The sequence below is a fragment of the Deinococcus sp. genome, from assembly GCF_030523985.1.
Taxonomy (GTDB): domain Bacteria; phylum Deinococcota; class Deinococci; order Deinococcales; family Deinococcaceae; genus Deinococcus.
Map to the genome: position 1 here is coordinate 14,250 of NZ_JAUNHK010000025.1, position 14,822 is coordinate 29,071.

The 14,822-nt window shown below is 65.4% G+C and carries 13 protein-coding genes; 4 read left to right on the forward strand and 9 right to left on the reverse strand.

Features of this window, described 5'->3' with window-relative positions; translation table 11 throughout:
* From Q4C89_RS05730 to Q4C89_RS05755, 6 genes are all read right to left on the reverse strand, one after another.
* Positions 1 to 1,250 (reverse strand): N-acetylmuramoyl-L-alanine amidase (locus Q4C89_RS05730; protein WP_303101646.1); only part of this gene is annotated, 1,250 nt, incomplete at its 3' end.
* Entirely contained in the window at positions 1,247 to 1,678 is a 432-nt protein-coding gene (smpB, locus tag Q4C89_RS05735) for an SsrA-binding protein SmpB (protein WP_303101647.1), read from the reverse strand. The genes Q4C89_RS05730 and smpB, both read right to left, overlap by 4 nt.
* Before the next feature lie 77 nt (positions 1,679 to 1,755).
* On the reverse strand, positions 1,756 to 2,511 hold the full coding sequence (locus Q4C89_RS05740) for an SDR family oxidoreductase (protein WP_303101648.1): 756 nt from the start codon (positions 2,509 to 2,511) through the stop codon (positions 1,756 to 1,758).
* Between the two features lie 52 nt (positions 2,512 to 2,563).
* Positions 2,564 to 2,761 carry a hypothetical protein gene (locus Q4C89_RS05745; protein ID WP_303101649.1) on the reverse strand — a complete coding sequence of 66 codons (198 nt, stop codon included), beginning with the start codon at positions 2,759 to 2,761 and terminating at the stop codon, positions 2,564 to 2,566.
* Positions 2,762 to 3,009: 248 nt separating this feature from the next.
* Positions 3,010 to 3,534, reverse strand: a complete 525-nt coding sequence (locus tag Q4C89_RS05750) for a hypothetical protein (RefSeq protein ID WP_303101650.1) — start codon at positions 3,532 to 3,534, stop codon at positions 3,010 to 3,012.
* Positions 3,535 to 3,628: 94 nt separating this feature from the next.
* A complete protein-coding gene (locus Q4C89_RS05755; protein ID WP_303101651.1) occupies positions 3,629 to 4,084 on the reverse strand; it encodes a hypothetical protein in 456 nt (151 codons plus the stop codon).
* A 116-nt stretch (positions 4,085 to 4,200) separates the two neighbouring features.
* Here Q4C89_RS05755 and Q4C89_RS05760 point away from each other — a divergent pair, with 116 nt between their 5' ends.
* Positions 4,201 to 5,655: a glycoside hydrolase family 13 protein gene (locus tag Q4C89_RS05760; protein WP_303101652.1), complete on the forward strand. Its 1,455-nt coding sequence runs from the start codon at positions 4,201 to 4,203 to the stop codon at positions 5,653 to 5,655.
* 62 nt (positions 5,656 to 5,717) lie between these two features.
* Here Q4C89_RS05760 and Q4C89_RS05765 read toward each other — a convergent pair whose 3' ends face one another.
* On the reverse strand, positions 5,718 to 6,536 hold the full coding sequence (locus Q4C89_RS05765; protein WP_303101653.1) for an enoyl-CoA hydratase/isomerase family protein: 819 nt from the start codon (positions 6,534 to 6,536) through the stop codon (positions 5,718 to 5,720).
* Between the two features lie 109 nt (positions 6,537 to 6,645).
* On the opposite strand from Q4C89_RS05765, the gene Q4C89_RS05770 reads away from it, so the two are divergent.
* Entirely contained in the window at positions 6,646 to 7,416 is a 771-nt protein-coding gene (locus Q4C89_RS05770) for an ABC transporter ATP-binding protein (protein ID WP_303101654.1), read from the forward strand.
* Entirely contained in the window at positions 7,413 to 9,113 is a 1,701-nt protein-coding gene (locus Q4C89_RS05775) for a hypothetical protein (protein WP_303101655.1), read from the forward strand. Before Q4C89_RS05770 ends, Q4C89_RS05775 begins: the two co-directional genes overlap by 4 nt.
* A 181-nt stretch (positions 9,114 to 9,294) precedes the next feature.
* Here the strand turns inward: Q4C89_RS05775 and recQ are convergent, their stop codons facing one another.
* The gene (recQ, locus tag Q4C89_RS05780; protein WP_303101656.1) at positions 9,295 to 11,781 is read right to left on the reverse strand and encodes a DNA helicase RecQ; all 2,487 of its coding nucleotides are present in this window, start codon (positions 11,779 to 11,781) and stop codon (positions 9,295 to 9,297) included.
* A 218-nt stretch (positions 11,782 to 11,999) separates the two neighbouring features.
* On the opposite strand from recQ, the gene Q4C89_RS05785 reads away from it, so the two are divergent.
* Positions 12,000 to 13,583: an ABC transporter substrate-binding protein gene (locus Q4C89_RS05785; RefSeq protein WP_303101657.1), complete on the forward strand. Its 1,584-nt coding sequence runs from the start codon at positions 12,000 to 12,002 to the stop codon at positions 13,581 to 13,583.
* A 261-nt stretch (positions 13,584 to 13,844) separates the two neighbouring features.
* On the opposite strand, the gene Q4C89_RS05790 is transcribed toward Q4C89_RS05785, so the two are convergent.
* A partial coding sequence (locus Q4C89_RS05790) for an NAD(P)-dependent oxidoreductase (RefSeq protein ID WP_303101658.1) occupies positions 13,845 to 14,822 on the reverse strand: 978 nt, incomplete at its 5' end.

Consider the following 14,822-nt stretch of genomic DNA (forward strand, 5'->3'; position numbering starts at 1 on the left):
TGCGGATTTCCGGCCCAGCCGAGTTCGAGCATCAGGGCGGCCTGGGGCGCTTCGCTGAGGGTCAGCATCCGGCGCAGACTGTCCTGCTCGGCGGTGACCCCTCCGCTCTTGAGTTCTCCGCGCAGCAGTTGGCTCAGGCGGCGGCTGCCTCCGTTGTCCCCGATCACCAGGGGAGCGTAAGGCGGCGTCTTGCCCGCCCGCACCGCGTTGATGAGCTGCGAACGGCTGCCGCCGCTGCTTTCGTACACGGTCACGCCGCTGCGCTGGGTGCCGGGAAAACGGCCCATGTCGAGCGCGAGGTACACGTCGCTCTGGCGGGCCAGGGCCAGCTTTTCGTTCCAGCCCAGGGCGCGGCTCTGGTCACGGGTCATGCGAACCTGCCAGCCCGCTTCCGCCAGCAGTTGAGCGGCGCGGCGGGCCACGTCGAGGGTCACGTCGCGCCCCAGCCCCTCAACCCGCGTGGGGTCGAGGACAATCAGCGGTTTGGTGAGGCGTTCGAGGACCACCGGGAAATCCTGCGGAATACCGGGGCCGATGTCCGCCACGATACGCGTGCCCCCGGCGCGAACGACGGGGTAGACGCGGTAGCCGCTGTTTTGGGGCATGGTGACGCTGACGATCAGGTCGGCGTCCTGCTGCGTGACCTCGGCACTCGGCACGAAAGCGCCGCGCAGGGTGTACTTCTGTGCCTTGCCCGTGGTGTTTTTAAGGATGATTCGCAGTTGCGTGCCGCGCAATTCGACCTTGGCGGTCACGTCGCGGTTGAGGTCGAGCACCAAGCGGTCGCTGCTGCTTCCGGCGCGGTTGCTGACGCCCTGAAGCTGCGGGCGGGCCAGAGTAAAGCTGCCGGGTTTGTACTGCGCCCCCAGACCGCGGGCCAGGGTGTCGAGCGGGAAATGAACCACGCCGTTGACCCAGGTAGCGGTGCGGGCTTTGACCCGCTCGGCGTCGAGCTGCACCGTGTTGTAATCGGTGGTGGCGCGCACCTGATCGGTGTCGATCGGCAACAGCATGGTGTGGCCCATGCCGACCACCCGCATGACGCTGCCCTGACGCTCGATGTCGAAGAGGCCGTCCAGCGTGTCACGGCTGGCGTACTCGGCCCCGTACAGGTTGACGCTCTGCACTTCCTTGCCCGCCAGATTGAGCTTGCTGAGGGTAATCTGTGCGCCCGCCAGTCCAGCCGCCAGCAGGCCCGCCGACAGCAGCAGGGGACGGCCCCAGCGCGAAAACGAAGTGGTTTTGGTCATAGTTCGCGTAGCTCCCGCTTGACAGTGCGCTCGGCATCGGCGCGGCGTTTGTCGTGCAGCTTCTTGCCGCGTGCCAGGGCCAGTTCGACCTTGAAATAGCGGCCCTTCTGGTAGAGCTTGGTCGGCACCAGCGTCAGGCCCTTTTGCTCCAGCCCGCGCCGCAGCTTTTCGATTTCCTCACGGTGCAGCAGCAGCCGACGCTTGCGCCGGGGTTCGTGGTTGTTGTAGGTGGCTTCCTTGTAGACCGGGATATACAGGCCCTCAAGGTCCACGTCGCGTCCGTTGAGCCGGGCGAAGGCGTCGCGGAAATCCACGCCCCCGGCCCGCACGCTCTTGACTTCGCTGCCCGTCAAACTGATGCCCGCCTCGAACCGCTCCAGCAGTTCGTATTCATGGTGGGCGCGGCGGTTGGTATACACGCGGGGCATTGTAGCAGTGGAGGGCAAAAAGCGGAGGGTGGAGGGAAGTGCAGCGCCCTGACCCTCCACCCTCTTCCCTTATCCCTTCACTTCTTCGGTTTCTTGTCCGGGCGGCTGGGCCGCACTTCCACGCGGCTGGGCAGCGTGCGGGCGGGCATCTTCAGCAGGTCGACGGTGAGCTGCGCGAGGTCTTCGGGCTGAATCTTCCAGAAGTCGTCCTCGTTCGGCGTGTGGTTGTTGAAGTGGGTCGCCACGCTGCCGGGCATAATCTGCGTGGTTTTGATGTCGTATTTACGCAGGTCGAGGTTGACCACTTCGGACAGCCCGTTGAGGCCGAACTTGCTGGCGTTGTAGGCGCTGCCGCCCTCGAAGGGGTTTTTGCCCGCCAGACTCGACAGGGTGAAGATGTACCCACCGCGCTTTTTCATTGCGGGAATGGCGGCCTTGATGGTGTAGAAAGCACCCGACAGGTTGGTGTCGATCACGTCCTGCCACTGCTCGATGCTCAGGTCTTCGATGTTGGCGAAGTGGCCCAGGCCCGCGTTGACGAACAGCACGTTCAGCCCGCCGAAAGCGGCGACGTGGGCGTCCACCTCGCGTTGCACGGCAGCGGGGTCTTTCACGTCGCAGACCACGCCACGCACGTGTTCACCGAGTTCTTTCGCGGCCTGCTCGATTTCGCTTTGCTTGCGGCTGGTGATGGTCACGCGGTAGCCCTCGTTTGCTAGTGCCTGCGCCACCGCGTAGCCGATGCCCTTGCTGCCCCCGGTCACGAAGGCCGACTGGCCCGCGCCAAAGGCCGCACTGCCGCTCTGCTTTTCAAACTGCTTTGACTCTGTCATGCGGCGAGGCTAACACGCCCCCCGCGCCGCGTTTCAGCCCGTGAAGCATTGGTCAAAGGGGAAGCTGATCGTCGGATTCGAGCGGGTCGTTTCTGTGGCGCTGCCAGGAACGCGAGGCGACGATGGCGGCGCTGACCCCGAGGCCGAGCAGCCCCGCGAGCACCACCGCCCACAGGGGCCACTGCAACAAAAAGCCCAGAGCAGCGCTGCCCAGCGCCGAGAGCAGCAGATTGGGCAGGCGCTTTCGCAAGCTGACCCGCATACAGAACCGTAGGTAGGCCCGTCGCCGCGCCGTGAGAGGTCGGATAGACCGGGCAGAAGGAGAGGGGGTCACTGGACTGGCCTCCGGGGCAGGTGAGAGGTGGTGAGGGTGGCGGGAACGCCAAAGGCTTTGGAGGAGCAGGAAAGAGAGAAAGCCAGGAGTCAGCTTCTCCCGGCTCTGTAAGTTTACTGTCAAATTGTCTGTGGTAGGTCGTCTTGGTCTAACCCTACGCTCTATCAGGGAAGCCTTTTCACCATCTGGTCGTAGGCGAAGTTGGCGGCTTCGGGGCCTTGCTGCCACAGCGTGAGCAGGCCGAAAGACTCACCGACGTTCTGAGCCGCGCCACTGGGAAGTTCAAAGTTGAGGTTCAGGCTCAGCTTGGCCCAGGGCACCAGCGCCTGTGGAGCAGTCAGGACGGGCGTGACCTTGATGGCTCCGGGGGTGCCCGCCGCGACGATGGTGGCTGCCGGATAGCGGCGCTTGAGTGCCCGCGCCGCGTCGTTTTTCAGTGCCCGCAAGATACCGCTGCGCTGCTCTGCCGACACCAGATTCGTATTGCCCTGCCAGACGGGTTCCTGCACAGCGTAGCTGGCCTGGGCCAGACTCGCGGCACTCCAGGTGACAGGCTGGGCGGGTGCGGGGAGAACGGGCGCAGGGGTCGCCGCAGCCGGGGTGACCGGAGCAGGAGTGGGGGCCTGAGCCAGAGCGGGAGCGCCGAGCAGCAGCGCGGTCAAGGAAAGCGTGAGGGAAGTGGTCTTCATGCCCGGCAGTCAAACACACCTTTCCTGACGCGCCATGAAAACCCGCTGAGCCCGAGTGGGGACGGCTCATATGTGGGGCTGGGTGAGGGGGCGGTTATTGGGGCTTGTTGACGGTGGCTTCGGGGGCGTGCGGCTGGGTCGCGTCCTGAACCTGAGCGTCTTCCTCCTGAACGACCTGGGGCTGGGCCGACACGACCAGCGAAGTGGGCTGCTCTGGCGTGGCTGAAACGGCTTCTGGGGAGGATGCTGCCGGGGCCGCTGCGCCACGCTTGGCTCTTTGCCAGCGCGATGTGCGGCGGGGCCGGGGCGCAGCAGGCACACCCGCCGGAGCCAGCGTCACGCCGGGCCGCCAAGCGTTGGCGACAAAGTAACTCGCCCCCCCGACCAGTGCGGCCAAGGCCAGGAACAGCATCAGCCGCAGCAGAACACTCGCCGCGCCCGTGAGCAGCGCTCCCAGCACCACCAGCACCTGACCCGCCAGCCACAGCGCACCGAGCGCCGTAACACAGAGCAACAAGACGCCGATGACAAAAAGCAGCACGCGGGACATGGTGCCTACTATACGGAGGGCCGTGACCTATGCGCCGCCGAACCGCCCGGCGGGGGTGCAGGCCCGCCCCTCTGTAAGAGCGCGACCAGAGAACTCCGGTTATCCTGCGCTCCGCCATGTCCGAGTCCACTTCCTGTCCCGCACCTGTGACGCCCGCCTGGGTCACGGACGCCATCTTCTACCAGATTTTTCCTGACCGCTTTGCCCGCTCCGGGCGGGTCACGGGCCTTCACCTTCAGCCTTGGGGGTCGGCGCCGACCATCAGCGGCTACATGGGCGGCGACCTGTGGGGCGTGGCCGGCAAGCTCGACTACATCGCCAGCCTGGGCGTGAACGCCATCTACTTTTGCCCGGTGTTCCAGTCGGCCAGCAATCACCGCTACCACACCCACGACTATCTTCAGGTGGACCCCATGCTGGGCGGCAACGAGGCGCTGCGCCACCTGATCGACGAGGCGCATGGGCGCGGCATCCGGGTGGTGCTGGACGGCGTGTTCAACCACGCCAGCCGGGGCTTTTTTCAGTTCAACGACCTGCTGGAACAGGGCGAGGCGAGCGCCTACCGCGACTGGTTTCATGTGGACGGCTGGCCCCTGAACGCCTACGACGAGGAAAAACCCGCCCACTACGCCGCGTGGTGGGGGATTCGGGCGCTGCCCAAGTTCAACACCAACCACCCCGAAGTGCGCGAGTTTCTGCTGAGCGTAGGCGAATACTGGATGAAGTTCGGCATCGACGGCTGGCGGCTGGACGTGCCCAACGAAATCGACGACGACGCCTTCTGGCAGGAATTCCGCCGCCGGGTCAAGGCCATCAACCCCGACGCCTACATCGTGGGGGAAATCTGGGGCGATGCCGGGCGCTGGCTGGCGGGCGACCAGTTCGACGCGGTGATGAACTACCACTTCACCCGCCCTTGCCTCGCCTTTTTCGGGGCGCGGACGCTCGACCATCCCATGAACGAGCGCAGCGGCACAGGCCGGGTCGACCCGCAGGACGCCGCCACCTTCGCCTCCCGCATGAGCGAAGTGACCCGCATGTACCACCCCGAAGTGGTGCGGGTGCAACTCAACCTGCTCGACTCGCACGACACGGCCCGCTTCCTGACGGCAGTGGGCGGCGACGCGACGGCGCACCGGCTGGCGCTGACCTTCCAGTTCAGCTACGTGGGTGCACCCTGCCTGTACTACGGCGACGAAATAGGGCTGCCCGGCGGCGTGGACCCCGACTGCCGCCGCGCCTTTCCCTGGGACCAGCCCGGCGACTGGGACCGGACCACCCTGGGACTGACCCGCAAGCTGACCGCCGCCCGCCGCGCCTCGCTGCCGCTGCAACGCGGCGACTTTGAGGTGCTGCACGCGCAGGGGGAACAGCTGTCGTTTGCCCGCAACCACCCCAGCGGGTCGGCCTATGTCGCCTTCAACTGTGCCCTGGACGCGGCGGCTGTCCCTGTGCCCGCCCGACCGGGCCGCTACCGTGACGTCCTGAGCGAACAGGTGCACGACCTGGGGCCGGACACGGTGCTGACCCTGCCCGCCCGCTCGGCAGCGCTGCTGTTGCCGGAAGCTTAAAGCGGCACGGCGAAACGGGCGGAAGGCACAACAGCCGTTCCGCCCGTTTCGTTGTGGTTCGCTTACTCGCCCTTGAATTCAGGCTTGCGCTTCTCCAAGAACGCCTTTGTCCCTTCCTTGAAATCACTGGTGGCGAAGGCCATGCCGAACAGATCGGCTTCGATTTCCATACCGCCTTCCAGGTTGGTTGCCAGGCCACGGCGCACCGCTTCCTTGACCAGCGAGAGCGCCAGCGGGCCATGCTTCACCATGCCTTCTGCCAGTTCGCGGGCCTTTTGCAGGGGGTCGTCTGCAACATAGTTGACCAGACCCATCCCCAGGGCTTCTTCGGCTCCGACCTGACGGGCGGTCAGCATCAGGTCAAGGGCGCGGCCCGCACCAATCAGGCGGGGCAGGCGCTGGGTTCCGGCGAAACCGGGGAGCAGACCCAGCGTCACTTCGGGCAGGCCCAGTTTGGCGCGGGGCGAGGCGACGCGAATGTCGCAGCACAGCGCCAGTTCCAGCCCGCCGCCGAGCGCGTAGCCGTTGATGGCGGCAATCACGGGAATGGGCAGGTTGCTGACCTGGGTCATGGCGTCCTGGCCCAGCAGCGACATGTCACGGCCCGCAAATGGCCCTTCCAGCGCCGCCAGTTCGCTGATGTCGGCCCCCGCCACGAACGCCTTGTCGCCCGCGCCCGTCAGGATGAGTGCGCCGACTTCGGGGTCGTTGGCAATGAGTTCTGCCGCCAGCCCGATTTCCTGCAAGGTCTGCCCGTTGAGCGCGTTGAGCGCCTTGGGACGGTTGACGGTCAGGACAGCAATCGGGCCGTGCTGGTCGAGGGTAATGTTCTCGAATTCCATCTCGTCCAGGCGCATGTCGTCGGTGTCGGATTGAGTCATGAGGCTTAGTTTAAGGGCTATGGGCCGTAGGCCGTGAGCCATGGGCAAAAACCTCATGGCCCTTAGCCTGTCCGAAAGCTGAAAGCCCCCGCCCGCTACCCTCCGTGGCGTGATAGAAGTCAGCGGCTACACCAAGCGGTACGGCCCGCATACCGCCGTGAACAACCTCAGCTTCAGCGTGACGCCGGGGCAGATTTTCGGGCTGCTGGGCAGCAACGGGGCGGGCAAGACGACCACCATTCGGGCGCTGGTGGGCCTGACCCGCCCCACGGCAGGTACGCTGCGGGTGCAGGGCTTCGACGTGTGGCGCGAACCCGTGAAGGCCAAAGCCGCCTTCGGGTACATTCCCGACCGCCCCTACCTCTACGGCAAACTCAGCGCCCGCGAACTGCTGCGCTTTGTCGGACAGCTTTACCACGTTCCTGACATGGACAGCAAAATCGAGGGCTGGCTGGACTTTTTCCGGCTGCGCGACTTCGGCAACGAACTGCTGGAAACCTACTCGCACGGGATGCGCCAGAAGGTCGCCATCATCGCGGCGCTGCTGCCCGACCCGCCCGTGCTGATTGTGGACGAGCCGATGGTGGGCCTCGACCCCCACGCGGCGCGGCAGGTGCGCGAACTGTTCCGCGCCCACGCCGACAAGGGCCGCACCGTGCTGCTGACCACCCACTCGCTGCCGCTGGCCGAAGCCGTGTGTGACCGACTGGTGGTGCTGGACAGAGGCCGCGTGCTGGGCGAAGGAACGATGGATGAACTTCGCGCCCAGACGGGCACCGAGGCGGGCGGCGTGCATGGCGACAGTCTGGAACGCATTTTCTTTCGGCTGCTGGAAGAAGAACAGGCCGAGGAAGCGCGGCGGCGTGAGGCGGGCGAATGACCCCCCTCCCCGACCCTCCCCCACAAGGGTGGAGGGGGCAAAAGCCTTCTCTGCTGGGCCTCAAGTGGACAGCCCTGCGCCACACCTTCCAGCGCAGTCCCAAACTCGGTTACGCGCTGGTGCTGGGACTGGGGCTGCTGCTGGTCTGGGCCGAGGTGTACGGGACGTGGCAGTCGCTCAAATTTCTGGCCCGCTTCGGCGACATCGGCACGGGTGTCTTTGCGCGGGTGCTGGACATCGGCCTGATTACGCTCTCCAGCGGCGTGACCTTCAGCGCCACCACGGCGGCTATCAGCACGCTGTACCTCAGCGACGACCTCAATTTTTTGCTGGCCCAGCCCATTTCGGCGCGGCGGGTGTTCGGCCTGAAGGTCTTTGAAACGTTCCTGAATACGGCCCTTGTGCCCGTCTTTCTGACATTGCCGCTGCTGCTGACCATCGGGGCGTTTTTCGGTGCACCCGCCTGGGCCTATCCGCTGATGCTGCTGGCAGACGTGCTGACGTTTGCCGCGCCCGTGGGCCTGGGGGCGCTACTGGCGGTGGGGCTGATGCGGGTGGCTCCAGCGGGCCGCGTGCGCGAGGTCAGCACGGCGCTGGGCATCATGTTCAGCGCGGGGCTGGTCTATGCCATCCGCGCCCTGCGGCCCGAAGTGCTGATTCAGCGGGCACAAGACCCCGCCAAATTCGAGGAGTTGCTGCGCTCGTTCTCTGGCCCCAGCAGCCCCTTTTTGCCGCCGTCTTGGGCCAGTGGTTTTATCTGGCAGGCGGCGCACGGCAGCTTTTCGCCCGCGCTGTGGCCTCTGCTCGTTCTGACTGCCGTGCTGTTGGGCCTCGCCACCTGGCTGGCGACGGTGGCCTATCAGGAAGGCTGGGCGCGGGCGCTGGATTCCAGTTTGCCCAAACTTGACCCTGCGCCCAGGAAAGCAGGCTGGGCCGAGCGTGCCCTCTCGCGCCTGGGCCTGGGCGGAACCCTGGCGTCCAAAGACATGCGGATGACCTTCCGCGACCCGACCCAGTGGAGCCAACTGCTCATTGTCGTTGCGCTGGCGGGGGTGTATCTGGTCAGCGTCAAGGCCGTGCCGATTCCTGTGCCGCAGTTTCGCGGGATTCTGGGGTATATCCAACTGGCTTTTCAGGGCTTCATCGTGTCGGGCGTGGCGACCCGTCTGGCCTTTCCCGCCGTCAGTCAGGAGGCGCGGGCGTACTGGCTGCTGAGAACTTCGCCCATCAGCCCCTGGCAAATCGTGACTTCCAAGTTCTGGGGCGTGCTGCCCGTCACGCTCACGCTGGGTCTGGTGATGGGCGTGGTGAGTGCGGGCGCGATGAGCCTGGGGCCGACGCTGCTGCTGCTGAGCATTCTGGTCAATATCAGCAACGCCTTCGTGATTACCGCGCTGGGGGTGGCCCTGGGAGCCGCCGCGCCGCGCTTTACCGCCGACAACCCCGCCGAAATCGGGGTGAGTCCAGCGGGCCTGAGCTACATGGGCCTGTCGCTGCTCTACTCGGTGCTGTGCCTGCTGCTGCTGGCGCGACCCGTGGCGGGCAGCGTGCTGCGGCCTGACCTCTTTCCCGGCTACTCGGCGCTGACCACCTGGGAAGGCATCGCGGGCCTGAGTGCGCTGGCCCTGCTGACCGTCTTCGGGACGTGGGGGGCGCTGCGCTGGGGAGCGGCGAAGTTGGACGGGGTGGAGGGGTAAGGGTTGATGGTTGATGGTTCCGCTGCGCTGATGGTTGATGGAGGGGCAACGCCAATTTTTTAGTCCTTTTGACCCTCTCCCCTTGTGGGGGAGGGCGTTGCAAAGCAACGGGAGGGGGGGGCGTCCACACCAACTCCCTTTATGCAAGACGTCCTAGACCACCTTTGCTTTGCACTCGCTCTCAGTCCAGCGCCGTGTCTATCGCGTCCAGAATTCGCGCTCCATACGCCTCGATTCGCTTTTCGCCCAGGCCCGGCACCTCGGCCAGTTCGCTGAGGGTGCGCGGTTGCCGGGCGGCGAGGGCGTCCAGGGTCGCGTTGCTGAAGATGACGTAGGGACTGTGGTTCGTTTCGGCCATCAGTTCGCGGCGCAGTTCGCGTAGGGCTTCGGTGAGGTCGCCTGCGGAGGACGCAACGGGTGGATGGATTTCGGTGGCAGGGGCTTCGGGCGCGGCTGGCCCCGTCAGTGCAGTGCGGATGGTCGCCACGATGCGGTCGCCGAAAGCCTCGCTGTGCTGCCCACCCAGACCGGGAATGTGGGTCAGTTCCCCTGGGCGGGTGGGCAATTTGCGGGCCAGTTCTTCCAGCGTGGCTTCGGACAAGACCGCCGAAAGTGAATCCCCCTGCTCGGCAACCAGGGTGCGCCGCAAGTCGCGCAGTGCAGCCAGAACGCCTGGGTGGGCAGGTTTGGCGACAGGTTGCAGCGCCGCGCTCCCGCCCAATAGCGCCAGCACCGCCCCGTTGTCCCTCGCCCCACGCTCCGCCTCGGCTTTGGCGTTGAAGGCGCGGCTGTCCAGCAGATTCTCGGGGCCTGACGTGCCGCCGTGGTCGCGGATGACTTGCAGCACTTCGTCGCCATACGCCGCCAGTTTGCGCGAGCCGATGCCGCTCACCGTGCCCAGCGTGGCGTGGCTGCCGGGGCGCAACTCGGCAATGGTTTTCAGGGTCGCGTCGTGAAAGATGGTGTAGGGCGGCAAGCCCAGTTCCCGCGCCTTTTGCAGCCGCCAAGCTCGGAGGGCTTCAAACAGCGGGGCGTCGGCAGCGGCAACAGGGGCGCGGCGTTCGGCACTGGTCCCCGCCTTGTCGCGTTTGCCCTTGCCTGAGCGCGGCAACAAGGCGTCTTCGCGCAGCAAAAGCGGTTTGCCGCCTTTCAGAATCTCGTCGGATTTGGCGGTGCGCCCCAAGCCGAAATGGTCGTTGGCGCTGAGGTACCCCAGGCTGACCAGTTGCCGCAGCACCGAGCGCCACAACTTTTCGTCGTGTTCCTTACCCACGCCGAAAGTCGGGAGTTGGTGGTGGCCCTGCCCCACGACTTTCTCGGTGGCGTTGCCCAGCAGCACATCGGTCAGGTGCGCCGACCCGAAGGCGAACCCACTCGCCCGTGAAGTGCGGATGGCGGCAGACAGGGCCATCTGCGCCTCCCGCGTCAGGTCGCGCACCTTCGGCGGATTCAGGCAGTTGTCACAGTTGCCGCACGGCTCGCGCAACTCCTCGCCGAAGTAGCCCAGCAGCACCTGTCGGCGGCAGGTGGCGGCCTCGCAGTAGGTCAGCAGAGCGTCCAGTTTGCCCGCCTCCACCCGTTTGACCTCCTCGGGCGCGTCCGACGCCGCCAGCATTCGCCGCACGTTGACCACATCGGTCAGGCCGTAGACCATCCAGGCGGTGCTCGGCAGCCCGTCGCGCCCGGCGCGGCCCGTTTCCTGGTAGTAGCCCTCCATGCTTTTGGGGAGGTCAAGGTGGGCCACAAAGCGCACATTCGGCTTGTCGATGCCCATGCCAAAGGCGACGGTGGCGCACACGATGACGCCTTCTTCGTTCAGAAACCGCTCCTGCGCCCGCTGCCGCTCGGGGTGGGACAGGCCCGCGTGGTAGGCCACCGCGTCCAGCCCCTGTGCCCGCAGCCACTGTGCGGTTTCCTCCACCGACTTGCGCGAGAGGCAGTAGACGATGCCCGCGTCCCCGGCGTGCTCCTCGCGGATAAATTGCAGCAGTTGCGACTTGGGACTGTCCTTGAGGCCCACGCGGTACTGAATGTTGGGGCGGTCGAAGGAGGACACGAACTGCGGCGCGTCCCAGAGGTGCAGCACGGTCTTGATGTCAGCCCGCGTGCGCTCGTCGGCGGTGGCGGTCAGGGCGACGCGGGGCAAGTCGGGAAAACGCTCGGCCAGCACGCTCAGGCCCTGGTATTCGGGCCGGAAATCATGTCCCCACTGGCTGACACAGTGCGCCTCGTCTACTGCAAAAAGGGCGATGGGAGCGCGGGAAAGCAAGTCCAGCGTGCGCGGCAGCAGCAGCCGTTCAGGGGCGATATACAGCAGGTCGAGCTGCCCGCGCAGCAGCGAGTCCTCCACCTCCCGGGCCTGCTCGAGGTGCAGCGTGGAATTGAGGTAAGCCGCCCGAACGCCGTTTTGCCGCAGCGCGTCCACCTGGTCTTTCATCAGGGCAATCAGTGGCGAAACGACGATGCCCACACCGGGCCTCAGCAGACTGGGCAACTGGTAGCACAGGCTCTTGCCGCCGCCTGTCGGCATCAGCACCAGCGCGTTGCCGCCGCCCGTTACCTGCGCCACGATGTCGGCCTGCACGCCACGAAAGTCGGGGTAGCCCCAGATGTTTTCCAGCAGGTGCAGGGCACGTTCGCGCAGGCCAGAGTCGGGGAGGGCAGTCATCGCCCGGTAGCATAGCGCGTTTCTGTTGTGGACAGAATAATACCTTTGAACCGACGTTTTTTGCGGTCTTGTGCTGGGGTCATGGTGGGGGTATTCGCCTTGACACGCTCTAGGGGGGCGTCTAGGCTTGCACCAATCTTCATCTTGACGTTCGCGCATTCTGGGGCTGCCCAGCCTGAGGCCGCACACTCGGAAGCGCCCATTTCCCGGAGGAACCCATGAAAAAAGCCCTTTTGACCCTTGCCCTTCTCGCCGCGCCGACGGCTGCCGCCCAGAGCGGCACGCTGGTGTTCGGCGGCAACGGTGAACCCATCAGCCTGGAATCCGGCAACATCACCGACGGCATTTCGATTCTGGTGCAGCGCCAGATTTACGACACCCTGATCGACTTCAAAAACGGCTCCACCGAACTCGCACCCGGCCTGGCGACGAGCTGGAAGCCCAACGCCAACGCCACGAGCTGGACGTTTACCCTGCGCAAAGGCGTCAAGTTCCATGACGGCACGCCCTTCAACGCCGACGCCGTGGTGTTCAACCTCTCGCGCTGGTGGGACAAGAACCACCCCTACAGCCTGCGTAAAGAAGGCCGCAGCTTCGAAATCGTGGGCGACCTGCTCGGCGGCTACAAGGGCGACGCCACCTCGGTCATCAAAAACATCGTCAAGGTCAACGACTCCACCGTGCGTGTGGACCTCAACAAGCCTTCGAGCGTGTTTCCCGACGTGATCGCTTCGGGTTACTTCGGCATCGCCAGCCCCACTGCCATCAAAGCGCAGATGGGCAAGTACGGCACGCCTGCGGGCAAGGCGGTCGGCACCGGCCCCTTCGTGTTCCAGAGCTGGAAGTCGGGCGACCGCGTGACCCTCAGCGCCAACAAGAGCTACTGGGGCGAGAAGCCCAAGGTGGCGACGGTCGTTATTCGCGCCATCAAGGACCCCAGCCAGCGCCTCAACGAACTCAAGGCCGGAACCATCGACTTCGCCAACGACATGGCCCCCGACAGCCTGAGGTCCATTCAGGCCGACAAGAATCTGGTCGCCGTCAAGCGCCCCAGCTTCAACGTGGGCTTTGTCAGCCTCAACAACCGCAACAAGTACCTCAAGAACGCCAAGGTCCGTCAGGCCATCAGCATGGCGCTCAACAAAAAGGCCATCGTGGACGCCTTCTGGCCCGGCCTCGGCACCAGCAACGCCAGCTTCGTGCCCCCGGTCTTGAACCGCTACAACAGCACCAAAGTGCCCGCCGACTACAAGTTCGACCCCGCCGCCGCCAAGAAACTGCTGGCCGAAGCCGGTTACCCCAACGGCTTCACCATGGACCTGTGGTACATGCCCGTCAGCCGTCCCTATTTCCCCAGCCCCAAGCCGATTGCCGAAGCGATGGCGGCTGACCTCGCGGCCATCGGCATCAAGGCGCAGCTCAAGACCCAGGACTGGGCCAAGTACCTCGAAGACCGCAACAAGGCCCCCGGCTTCGACATGTACATGATCGGCTGGACCGGCGACTACGGCCACCCCGACAACTTCTACTCGGCCTACTACGGCCCCAACGGCAGCAGCGACATCGGCTACAACTCGGTGCAGATTCAGAACCTGCTCGAAAAGGGCCGCGCTGCCAAGACCGAAGCCGAGCGCAAAGCCGCCTATGCTCAAATTCACGAGCTGACCTACAAGGCCACCTACCGCATTCCGATTGTTCACAGCCAGCCGCTCGCTGCCGCCCGCACCTACGTCAAGGGCTGGGTGCCGAGCCCGCTGGGCAGCGAAGCCTTCAACACCATTTCGCTGGTCGGCAAGAAATAAGGCAAGTTTCGAGGGAGGCGTGGGGGAGACCCTGCGCTTTCTTTTTTGTCGATGGATGATGGTTTCGCTTCGCTGATGGTTGATGGTGGAGGCAAGGCAAACGCCAGCTTCCCTTTTTTGAACAGGGTTGCTGGCGTTCAGAGCATTTGACAGAAGAAAGCTGGGCTGGATGCCCCCCTCCCGTTGCTTCGCAACGCCCTCCCCCACAAGGGGAGAGGGTCAGAAAAGGCAAGCCATTCTTCTGTCAAATGCTCCAAGCGCTCAGACTTTGACCAGGAACGCCGACTCGATCACGTCCAGATCCCGAATGGCCTGCAACTGCTCCGGCGTCAGGTTGTCGTCCAGCGTCAGGGTAAAGAGGGCCTGCCCGCCCTTCTCGGCGCGGCCCAGGGCCATGCCCGCGATGTTGATGCCCCAGGTGCCGAGGAGGTTGCTCAGCTTGGCGACGGCACCGGGCTTGTCCTGGTTGGAGGCGATCAGGATGTAGCCTTCGGGTTCGAGTTCCACGCGGTAGTCGCGCAGGCGGGTCAGGCGCGGCGACTTGCCGAAGACCGTGCCGCCGACCTGCCGCACCCGCTCCCTCTCGCCGCTGCGGGTCAGGACGCGCACAATCACTTCGGTCTGGTAGTCGGGGCTGTCCTCTTCCTCGCGCACGCTGAGGGTGACGCCGCGCTCGCGGGCCAGGGCACGGGCGTTGATCATGTTGGGCTGTTCGTCGGTGCTGCCCGACAGGTAGCCCACCAGCACGGCGGTTACCACGGGCGCGGGGTCGGTGGGAAATTCGCCCCGGAACGTGACTTCCACCTCATGCCCACCGGGGAGCAGCTGCGTCAGGATGCGGCCCAGCTTCTCGCCCAGGTCGAGGTAGCCGCCGAGTTGCTCCATCGTCTTGGCGTCCAGCGCGGGGGCGTTGACCGCGCCTTTGCTCACGTCGCCTTGCAGGGCGTCCAGCACGCGGCTGACGATTTCGGCCCCCACCCGTTCCTGCGCCTCGCGGGTGTTGGCGCCCAGGTGCGCGGTGATGCCCAGGTTGGGCGCGTTCAGGAAGATGTGTTCGGGTGCGGGCGGCTCGTCCACGAATACGTCTACGCCCGCCGCGAACAGGTGCCCGCTGTGCAGCGCGTCCACCAGTGCCTGCTCCTCGATGATGCCGCCCCGCGCCGCGTTGACCACGATGGCGTCCTTTTTCAGCCGCGCCAGTTGCTCTGCGCCGATCATGCCGCGTGTTTCGTCGGTCAG

Coding starts and splice junctions, on each gene's coding strand:
- smpB (WP_303101647.1), bottom strand. CDS start 1,678: ATGCCCCGCGTGTATACCAACCGCCGCGCCCACCATGAATACGAACTG.
- Q4C89_RS05765 (WP_303101653.1), bottom strand. CDS start 6,536: ATGACTCAATCCGACACCGACGACATGCGCCTGGACGAGATGGAATTC.
- Q4C89_RS05760 (WP_303101652.1), top strand. CDS start 4,201: ATGTCCGAGTCCACTTCCTGTCCCGCACCTGTGACGCCCGCCTGGGTC.
- Q4C89_RS05775 (WP_303101655.1), top strand. CDS start 7,413: ATGACCCCCCTCCCCGACCCTCCCCCACAAGGGTGGAGGGGGCAAAAG.
- Q4C89_RS05740 (WP_303101648.1), bottom strand. CDS start 2,511: ATGACAGAGTCAAAGCAGTTTGAAAAGCAGAGCGGCAGTGCGGCCTTT.
- recQ (WP_303101656.1), bottom strand. CDS start 11,781: ATGACTGCCCTCCCCGACTCTGGCCTGCGCGAACGTGCCCTGCACCTG.
- Q4C89_RS05755 (WP_303101651.1), bottom strand. CDS start 4,084: ATGTCCCGCGTGCTGCTTTTTGTCATCGGCGTCTTGTTGCTCTGTGTT.
- Q4C89_RS05750 (WP_303101650.1), bottom strand. CDS start 3,534: ATGAAGACCACTTCCCTCACGCTTTCCTTGACCGCGCTGCTGCTCGGC.
- Q4C89_RS05785 (WP_303101657.1), top strand. CDS start 12,000: ATGAAAAAAGCCCTTTTGACCCTTGCCCTTCTCGCCGCGCCGACGGCT.